The 9571-nt window shown below is 65.2% G+C and carries 6 protein-coding genes and 1 pseudogene; 3 read left to right on the top strand and 4 right to left on the bottom strand.

The window, feature by feature from the left end:
• Nucleotides 1-8: 8 nt before the first annotated feature.
• Nucleotides 9-1643 carry a TldD/PmbA family protein gene (locus tag B2R83_RS01705; protein WP_292037956.1) on the bottom strand — a complete coding sequence of 545 codons (1635 nt, stop codon included), beginning with the start codon at nt 1641-1643 and terminating at the stop codon, nt 9-11.
• Between the two features lie 390 nt (nt 1644-2033).
• Here B2R83_RS01705 and B2R83_RS01710 point away from each other — a divergent pair, with 390 nt between their 5' ends.
• Both B2R83_RS01710 and B2R83_RS01715 read left to right on the top strand, forming a co-directional pair.
• Nucleotides 2034-2834, top strand: a complete 801-nt coding sequence (locus B2R83_RS01710) for a class I SAM-dependent methyltransferase (protein WP_292037957.1) — start codon at nt 2034-2036, stop codon at nt 2832-2834.
• 111 nt (nt 2835-2945) lie between these two features.
• Nucleotides 2946-4517, top strand: a complete 1572-nt coding sequence (locus B2R83_RS01715; protein WP_292037958.1) for a S1C family serine protease — start codon at nt 2946-2948, stop codon at nt 4515-4517.
• A gap of 115 nt (nt 4518-4632) precedes the next feature.
• Here B2R83_RS01715 and B2R83_RS01720 read toward each other — a convergent pair whose 3' ends face one another.
• Both B2R83_RS01720 and B2R83_RS01725 read right to left on the bottom strand, forming a co-directional pair.
• Nucleotides 4633-6246, bottom strand: a complete 1614-nt coding sequence (locus B2R83_RS01720) for a serine hydrolase (RefSeq protein ID WP_292037959.1) — start codon at nt 6244-6246, stop codon at nt 4633-4635.
• A 29-nt stretch (nt 6247-6275) separates the two neighbouring features.
• The gene (locus B2R83_RS01725) at nt 6276-8129 is read right to left on the bottom strand and encodes a M1 family metallopeptidase (RefSeq protein ID WP_292037960.1); all 1854 of its coding nucleotides are present in this window, start codon (nt 8127-8129) and stop codon (nt 6276-6278) included.
• Between the two features lie 131 nt (nt 8130-8260).
• Here B2R83_RS01725 and B2R83_RS01730 point away from each other — a divergent pair, with 131 nt between their 5' ends.
• Entirely contained in the window at nt 8261-8836 is a 576-nt protein-coding gene (locus B2R83_RS01730; RefSeq protein ID WP_292037961.1) for a TMEM165/GDT1 family protein, read from the top strand.
• 4 nt (nt 8837-8840) lie between these two features.
• On the opposite strand, the pseudogene B2R83_RS01735 reads toward B2R83_RS01730, so the two are convergent.
• Nucleotides 8841-9571 (bottom strand): annotated as a pseudogene (locus B2R83_RS01735) (phosphotransferase); the annotation flags it as partial.

The following is a 9571-nucleotide window of genomic DNA, read 5'->3' on the forward strand; positions in this document are numbered from 1 at the left end:
CTCTTGCCTTAGCCGATCTTGCGGGCGGTGTTGATCACGTTGATGCCGTTGAAGCGCGCGGTCGACGACCCGTGCGACACGATGCTGATCTGCGGCGGCTGGCCCTTGCCGTCGAAGAAGGAACCGCCCATGCGCCAGTCGCGCTCGTCGCAGATGGCGGTGCAGGCGGTCCAGAATTCCTGGGTGTTGGCCTGGTAGGCCACGTCTTCCAGCATCTGGCCGATCTTGCCGTCCTTGATCTCGTAGAACAGCTGGCCGCCGAACTGGGCGTTGTAGCGCTGCTGGTCGATCGAGAAGGAGCCGTCGCCGACGATGTAGATGCCCTTCTTGATGTCCTTGACCATCTCGTCCGGGGTCAGCTTCTTCTTGCCGGCCGCAAGGGAGACGTTCGGCATGCGCTGGAACTGCACCGAGTTCCACGAGTCGGCGTAGGAGCAGCCGTGCGATTCCTTCTCGCCGATGATGTGGGCCTGGTCGCGGGTGGCTTGGTAGTTGACCAGGATGCCGTCCTTGATGATGTCCCACTTCTTGGTCTTGACGCCCTCATCGTCGTAGCCGATGGCGCCGAGCGAACCCGGGGTCGTCTTGTCGGCGAACAGGTTGACGATCGGGTTACCGTACTTGAACTTCTTCGATTCCCATTTATCCAGGGTGGCGAAGCTGGTGCCGGCGTAGTTGGCTTCGTAGCCGAGCACGCGGTCCAGTTCCGTCGGGTGTCCAACGTTTTCGTGGATCGTCAGCCACAGGTGTTCCGGCGACAGCATCAGGTCGTACTTGCCCGGGAGGACAGACTTGGCGGTCAGCTTGGCCTTGGCATCGCGGCCCGCGGCGCGCGCATCCTCGATGATGTCGTAGGTATCGGTGTACAGGGTCGCAACGCCGCCCGCGGCCTTGATCTTGTGCTCCTTGAGGCCATCCAGGTATTCATAGCCCTTGCCGACCGGCGCGCCCAGGCCGGAGCGCGAGCGGAACTTGCCGGTGGCCTTGTCCACTGCGGTGGCCTGGAACGGGGCCCACAGGCGGTGCACGTCCTGCTCGATGTAGGAGCCGTCAGTGGAAGCGAAGTACTTCTGCTGGTTCACCTGGAACAGCATCGAGTTCATGAAGGTCGCGCCGCCTTCCATGCCGGCCTTGTTGGCGGCGATCAGCAGGTCTGCCTTCTCCTTGATCGGCACGGTGCGCCAGTCCTTCTTGATCGGCGTGTTCCACGATACTTCCCCGACGCCCTTCACTGGTGCAAGGCGCACCGGTTCGGACTGCAGCTTGGCGTTGGCCTTGGCAATCGCCACCGCCTGGCGCGCCGCATTGGCGATGCCGTCGTTGCTCATGTCCGAGGTGGCGGCGAAGCCGTAGGCGCCGTTCGCGATCACGCGCACGCCGACGCCGGCCGACTCGGTGTTCGCCACGTTCTCCACGTTCAGGTCGCGCGTGGTGATGAACTGGTTCAGGTAGCGGCCGATGCGCACGTCGGCATAGCTGGCGCCGGCCTTGGTGGCGGCGTTCAGCGCGACGTCGGCCAGCGCCTTCTTGGCGGCCGTGGGCATGGAGCTGAGCAGTTCGTCCGCGGCGATCGCGCGGCTGAAGGGGACGAGCGTGGAGGCGAGCGCCAGGCTGCTGAAATTGAGAAAGGTACGGCGTTCCATAAAGTCTCCTGAAATCAACCTACTTCTGGGCAGCGGTCCCGCCTTGTGGTGCGGCCCGCTCTTGTATTTACTACGGAGGGAGTGGTTTCGACGGGGCTGATGGCTCCGCTAAACTTGTCAACCTTAGCAGCAACTCGAGGTTTTGAATAGGCAATTGTTGTGCCAGATCAAAGCACGTTTTAAACCCATGATTTAGTGGGCGTCCACTGTCCGCGCAAAGTGTCCGGGTAGGTGTCCGGGCGTCCGCCGCGGACACCTGCGCGGACATGTTTACGAGTGAGACATATGCATGTTTGAAGAACGCTTGACTGTCCGGCAAGTGTGACCGATCATCAGCGCGGCGGCGGCGTCCCGCCCGGCCGCGCACAATCACCTGGAGACTTCGAACCGATGAAACGACTGATCCTGGCCGCCATGCTGGCCACCGGCCTGGCCGGCGCCGCCGGCACCGCGCTGGCGGACGACGCCCTGAAAGCCGCCATCGCCGGCGAACACCGCAGCGCCGCCAACAAGGCGCGCGACGCGGCGCGCCACCCGTACGAAACGCTGACCTTCTTCGGCATCAAGCCCAACATGACGGTGGTGGAACTGGCGCCCGGCGGCGGCTGGTACACCGAGATCCTGGCGCCCTACCTGCGCCAGAACGGCAAGCTGATCGCCGCAGGCCAGGCCTTCGTGCCGGAAAAGCGCGGCGGCATGGCGCTCAAGCAGAAGTTCGAGGCGACGCCGGCGGTCTACGACAAGGTGGTCCCGGCCGTATTCGAGCCGCCTGCCACCTACCAGATCGCGGCGCCGAACAGCGTCGACATGGTGCTCACCTTCCGCAACCTGCACAACTGGGTCGGCAACGGCGAGGAGGCGCTGAAGAACACCTTCAAGGAAATCCACAAGGTGCTCAAACCCGGCGGCGTGCTGGGCGTGGTCGACCATCGCCTGCCGGCATCGATGACGCAGGATGCCAAGGCCTCGAGCGGCTACGTGCACGAGGCCTGGGTCATCAAGACCATCGAAGGCGCCGGCTTCAAGTTGGCCGCCAAGTCCGAAATCAATGCCAACCCGAAGGACACCGCCAACCACGAAAAGGGCGTGTGGACCCTGCCGCCGGTGCTGTCCAACAAGGACAAGGACCGCGAGAAGTACATGGCGATCGGCGAGAGCGACCGCATGACGCTGAAGTTCGTCAAGCAGTAATCCCCTCCGCCGGGAGGCGCAACGCCTCCCGTGAAGATTGGTGTATATCCTTCGGCGGCGAGCGTGTATATTCTTGCCACTCGTACTACTGTTGAGCCACCGAAGGAACCCATGAAAACCGCACGCCTCGCCGCCGCCGTGGCATTCGCCCTGAGCGGCCTCGTCCACGCCCAGGACACCTCCCCGCCTCCGGCACCGACTCCCGCCACGCCGCCCTCGCCGGCCGTCGCCACCCCGTCCGCCACCAGGGCGCCGGCCCTGCCGGCGGTCGAGAACTCGGTGGTCAAGATCTTCGCCACCGTGCGCCGTCCGGACCCGTACAAGCCCTGGACCAAGGCCTCGCCGGCCGACGTCACCGGCTCGGGCGTCATCATCGAGGGCAAGCGCATCCTGACCAACGCCCACGTGGTCGGCTACGCCAGCCAGGTCGAGGTGCAGGCCAGCCAGTCGGGCGACCGGGTGCCTGCCAAGGTGATCGCGCTGGCGCGCGGCCTGGACCTGGCCGTGCTGGAACTGGAAGACCCGAGCTTCTTCGACAAGCGCCCGCCGGTGCAGCGCGCCGCCGTGCTGCCGGACGTGCGCGAAGCGGTCTTCGCCTACGGCTATCCGGTCGGCGGCAACTCGCTGTCGACCACCCGCGGCATCGTCTCGCGCGTGGAGTTCGTCGGCTACGGCTCGTTCAGCTCGGGCCTGCGTATCCAGATCGACGCGCCGATCAACCCGGGCAACAGCGGCGGCCCGGTGATCGCGGGCGACAAGATGATCGGCCTGGCCTTCTCGATGGCAGCCAATGCCCAGAACATCGGCTATGTGATCCCGAACGAAGAGATCGAGCTGTTCCTGAAGGACGTGGCGGACGGCCGCTACGACGGCAAGCCGCTGCTGCACGACAGCTTCCAGAACCTGGAGAACACGGGCCTGCGCCAGTACCTGAAGATCGACAAGTCGGTGGAAGGCGCGCTGGTGCACCGTCCGTACAAGAACGATGCCAGCTGGCCGCTGAAGGAAGGCGACATCGTCACCCACGTCGGCGAGTACCCGATCGACAACCAGGGCATGGTGAAGCTGGGTTCGAACCTGCGCGTGCGCTTCCAGTACCGCATCCAGCAGCTGGCGAAGGACGGCAAGGTGCCGATGTCGATCATCCGCGCCGGCAAGCCGATGAAGGTCGAGGTGCCGACCAGCGGCCCGCGTCCGCTCCTGATTCCGGACCTGAACGGCGGCTATCCGTCCTACTTCGTGTACGGCCCGGTGGTGTTCACCCGCGCCACCAGCGAATTCCTGTCCTTCATGGTGGCGAGCGCGCCGGCGGCAAATGCCTATGCCTTCAACGACAGCCCCCTGATCACGCGGCGCGGCGATTCGCCGGACGCCACGCGTGAGGAGCTGGTGGTGATCAGCGGCCCGTTCTTCCCGCATCCGCTGGTACGCGGCTACAACAACCGCTTCGGCTCGGTGGTCGACACTGTCAACGGCGTCAAGATCCGCAGCCTGGCCCACCTGGTGTCGACGCTGCGCGATTTGAAGGACGAGCACGTCGTGTTCAAGTTCGACCAGCGCTATGGCGAGAACATGATCCTGCCGCGCAAGGCGGTGCTGGATGCGACCGAGGGGATCCTGTCGGATAACGGGATTCGGACGCAGGGGTCGGAGGATATGATGAAGGTGTGGAACGGGAAGTGAGCTGAGGGCTGCTCATGCAACCTTGGATCCCCGCCTGCGCGGGGATGACGGTCTTTAGGCCAACACAATAAGCACGTCGTTCCCGCGCAGGCGGGAACCCAATTTTGACTTTACATCAAACTTTCTTGTCCTTCTTCACCGGCGTGAAGAGCAGATCCTGGAAGTCATAGCTGAAGTCCGTTTCCGTCGACACCGGCTTCATGCGCACCCGTTCGATGCTGCCGTCGTGGTCCAGCGAGAAGGTCACGTAGGCATCCGCATTGAAGTTGCGCTCCTTCCAGCGCACGATGAAGGTGTCGTGCTGAAAGTGCTCCATCTCCCCGGTCAGGTCCGGCGTCTTCGCGAACGACAGCACCAGCTTGTTGTTCACGCGTTTGATCGATGCCTTGCCGTACCACGCATCCTCATACTCCCCTTCGTAGGACGCCAGCGGCAGCGACGGCTTCGAGCCCGCCGCGCGCGATGCCGCTTCGCCCTTCACGCGGGCCGCTTCCTTGGCCTGGTTCTCGCGGTCGATGTCGGCGATACGGCCGATCCAGTCGGTAGGCGCCATGCCCAGGTGCTGGTCCAGCAGGCGGTACTGCAGCGCGTTCAGCGAGGGGCCGCTTTCCGCGTTGGTGAAGATCGCGATGCCCAGCTTCGACTCCGGCACCAAGAGCACGCGGGTGTAGAAGCCCTGCAGCGCGCCGCCGTGCATCGCCACCAGCTTGCCCTGGTAGTCGCGCAGCTGGAAGCCCAGGCCGTAGGCGTAGAAATTCGGCTTGGTGGCGGCCAGCGGCGCGCGCGGCGTGTTGATGGTCATCGGGGTCTGCGCGGTCCACATCTCGCGCGCCTGCTTGTCCGACCACAGGCGCACGTCCTTGCCGTCCGCGCCCTTGCCCAGCTTGCCGCTGTCGAGCAGCACGTTCATCCAGCGCGCGATGTCCTCGGCATTGGTGTTGATGCCGACAGCGCCGACCGCATTCGCCACCGGCATCGGTTTCACCGGCACGGCCTTGCCGTTGATCTTGCTGTGCGGCGCCGACACGTTGGCGAACTTCGCGTTTTCTTCCAGGCTGGTGGTGGTGTTCGCCATGCCGACCGGCTTGAGGATCCACTCGTGCATGGTCTCGCCCCAGGTCTTGCCCGACTTGGCGGCGATGATCTTGCCAACCACGATGTAGAGCAGGTTGTCGTAGGCGTAGGCACTGCGGAAGCTGGTGGCCGGCTTGATGTAGCGGAGGTTGTGGATGATCTCGTCGGTGCTGAAATTGGTGGTCGGCCACCACATCAGGTCACCGGCGCCCAGTCCCAGGCCGCTGCGGTGCACCAGCAGGTCGCGGATGGTCATCTCGGCGGTGACATAGGCGTCGTACATGCGGAAGTCCGGCAGGTGCTTGATCACCGGGTCGTCCCAGCCCAGCTTGCCCTGGTCGACCAGCATGGCGAGCGCCGCGGCCGTGAAGGCCTTGGAGTTCGAGGCGATCTCGAAGATGGTCTTGCCGTCGACCTTGGCCGGCTCGCCGCGCTTGCGCACGCCGAAGCCTTCGGCCGCCAGGACCTTGCCGTCCTTGACGACGGCGATGGCGATGCCCGGCACGTCGAACTCCTTCATGACGCGCTCGACGTCGGCTTTCAGGTTGTAGGCCGGCGCCACGGCAGCGGTGGCGGGCGCGGCGTCCTGTGCGAATACGGCGCCGGCGGCGCTGGCGGTCAGCGCGAGCAGGGCCGCGGCTGCAATGCGATTCATGGCAAACACTCTGTTCATCCCCTTGTTTGTTACTTGTTCATCTGCTTGTCGACGCTGCCTTGCGTCTCCGGGTGGTAACGCTCGCGCGCAGCTTTATAGACGCGCTCGGCCCAGGCGCGATCTTCCGTGTTCGCACGCAGCGCGCCGTACAGCGGCACCACGAACTTCTGGCGCCCCACCTTCAATAGGAAGGCTTCCAGGTTCGGGCGGATGCCGCGGTAGCCGGCGTGCACCGAAGCGCGGTAGAAGCGGAAAGCCACCTCGTTGTTGCCGGTCTTGGCCAGGCCGTAGGCCTTGTCCAGTTCTTCCAGCTTGGCGGCATCGGCCTTGTTGTCGATATCGTTCAGGAACTTCATCCACTCGGCGGCGTTCCAGTCCTTGGCAGGCAACTGGGCGGTCTTGATGTCGCCCTTGAGCCAGCGCGCGGTGGTGTCGTTCAGCTTGGCCAGGCGAGTCGAGACGGCGCGGGTAGCGCTGGCCGGGATGCCCGGCCCGTACAGCCACTCGTCCAGCTCCGCGTCGCTCATGATCTTCGGATTCTTGGCCAGCAGGTTCGCGCGCAGGAAAGCCACGAACTGGTCGGTGGTCACGCTCTGGAAGGCGTGCTGGTCGAACCAGCTGCGCAGGAAGGTGTCGAAGGCGGCGCGGCCGGCGCGCTGCTCCAGGGTGCGCAGGAACCAGGCGCCCTTCGGATAGGCCAGGCCTTCATCCGTATAGTGCTCGGAACTGGTGTCCGGGTCGCGCGTGACGAGTGCCTGCTTGGCCTTCGGGATGTCCCTGAGCGAGTCCAGCGCTTCTTCCTGCTCGAGCTGCAAGTTCATGGTCGCCACTTCCTCGCCGTACATCTTCTCGAGGATGCGGGTGGTGACGTAGGTAGTAAAGCCCTCGTTGAGCCACCAGTGCTTCCACGAGGCGTTGGTCACCAGGTTGCCCGACCAGCTGTGCGCCAGCTCGTGCGAGACCAGGTCCACCAGGCTGCGGTCGCCCGCGATCATGGTCGGGGTCAGGAAGGTCAGGCGCGGGTTTTCCATGCCGCCGATCGGGAAGGACGGCGGCAGCACCAGCATGTCGTAGCGTCCCCAGCGGTACGGGCCGTACAGCGATTCGGCCGCGGCCACCATCTTCTCGGTGTCAGCCAGTTCGTATTCGGCGGCCTTGATGCGCATCGGCTCGGCGTAGACGCCGGTGCGTGGGCCCAGGGTGCGCGCTTCCAGCTCGCCGATACCGATGGCGATCAGGTAGGACGGCACCGGCTGCGGCATGGTGAACTTCCAGCCGCCCTTGCCCGTGGCTTTCGGGTCGTTATCGGCGCTCATCACGACGCGCATGCCTTCCGGGGCCTGGATGCGCGCGGTGTAGGTGAAGCGCACCGCCGGGGTGTCCTGGATCGGCACGAAGGAGCGCGCGGCGATCGGCTGCGACTGGCTGAACATGAAGGGGTACTTGCCCGACATGGTCTGCTTCGGCGTGAGCCACTGCAGCGCCGGCGCGGTGGGCGCGGTCTGGTAGTGGATGCGCACCTTGGCCGGCTGGCCGGGCAGCGCGACGTGCAGGGCCTGGCCCTTTTCAAGATCCAGCTTGTCCAGGGTGTACTTGACCGGCTTCCACGCCCCTTTCGCGTCCTGCGCCTCGATTTTCGAGATCTTCAGCTCACGGGTGTCGAGGTCCAGCGTGGTGGCCGACTTGTCGATCCAGTTCAGGGTCAGGTCGGCGTAGCCGGCCAGGGTCTTGCGCGTGAAGTCGGCCTTCAGGTCCAGGTGCAGGGCGGTGGTCTTGACCTGGTCATACTTGGCGTAGCTGAGGGGGTCGAGTGCGAACGCATAGGCGCTCCACTGGCAGATAAAGGCGCAAGCCGAGGCGCGCAGCAGGGTGCTAGTCTTCATGGTCTCTCGCGTGGAAGGAAGCGGGCAGAATAGCATTTTCGACCGTGGCCGGAAAGCACCGGGCCGAGGCTGGCGCGCGCTGCGGGAACCGGGGGCTCTGCTAAGATCGGGACTTTCGTACCTGCCGCTTCATGGACGCCTTTCTCGTATCGACCGGCATCGTGGGACTTGCCGAGATTGGCGACAAGACCCAGTTGCTGGCCCTCCTCCTCGCCGCCCGCTTTCGCCGCCCGCTGCCGATCGTGTTCGGCATTTTTGTCGCGACCGTGTTCAACCACGCTTTCGCCGCCGCCGTCGGCGCCCTGGTGAGCGAGCTGGCGGGTCCGGGCGTGATGCGCTGGGTGCTGGGCCTGTCCTTCCTCGCCATGGCCGCCTGGGTCATGGTGCCCAGCAAGGTGGATGCGGACGAGCTGCCGCTGGCGCGCTTCGGCGTCTTCCTGACCACCGTGCTGGCCTTCTTCATCGCCGAGATGGGCGACAAGACGCAAGTGACCACCGTGGCCCTGGCGGCGCGCTACGACTCGATGGCGGCGGTCGTCGCCGGCACCACCTTCGGCATGATGCTGGCGAACGTGCCGGCGGTGGTGTTCGGCGAGCGCATCGCCAAACGCGTGCCGCTCAGGCTCGTGCACGGCCTGGCGGCGCTGATCTTCGCGGTGCTGGGCATCGCTACCCTGCTGGGTGCGGGCGAGCCGCTCGGCTTCTGATCCCTTACTCCTGCGTCACCCACACCGGCGCCGACCACAACACATTGCCGTCTTCCTGGGTCACCCGCGCATAGAAGAAGTGCTTGCCCGGCGCTGGCGTGAAGGTGCTGGTGGCCAGGTTCGAGACCTCGGTGACGCTGCCGTTCCGTCCCGGCACGCCCGCCAGGATCGACACCGCCGCCACCTTCTTGCCGGCGCCCGATGCGAAGTTGGCAACCAACGTGAGCGGCCCGCGGTTGGTGAAGCGCTCGCCCATCAGCTTGCCGTTCGCGGTGAGGACCAGCTGCGAACCCTTGTCCATGGTGGCGAACACGCGCCGCGCCTTGAGCGCCTCCACAAAAGCGTCGCGCGTGAGCGCCGTCCCGTTGGGCAGCAGGATGCCGGTGCGGTTGGTGTAGGACGCGCCCCAGTTGGCGCAGTGGTTGTCCTGGTTGGTGCTGAAGGCCACGTGGTAGCCGGCTTCCAGCAGCTTGTTGCAGGCCTGCTCGAAGTTGCTGCGCCGGGTTTCGGTCTCGGTGTCGTTGGTCGAGAAGGCGGTGCTGTTCATTACCTCGCACAGCGCCATCGCCTCGTCGCCGTCGGGCGTGTAAGCGAGCGGCACGCCGTTCACCTTGAATTGCCCGCTGTGCGAGGGATGGTTGAACTGCCCCACCCAGCCGCGCTGGCGCATCAGGGTGTACAGCGCGCCATAGTCGCTGCGCGCGGTCTGCGTGTCGGCCAGCAGCTCGCCCAGGG

The sequence above is a fragment of the Massilia sp. UBA6681 genome (assembly GCF_002454935.1).
Taxonomy (GTDB): Bacteria; Pseudomonadota; Gammaproteobacteria; order Burkholderiales; family Burkholderiaceae_D; genus Telluria; species Telluria varians.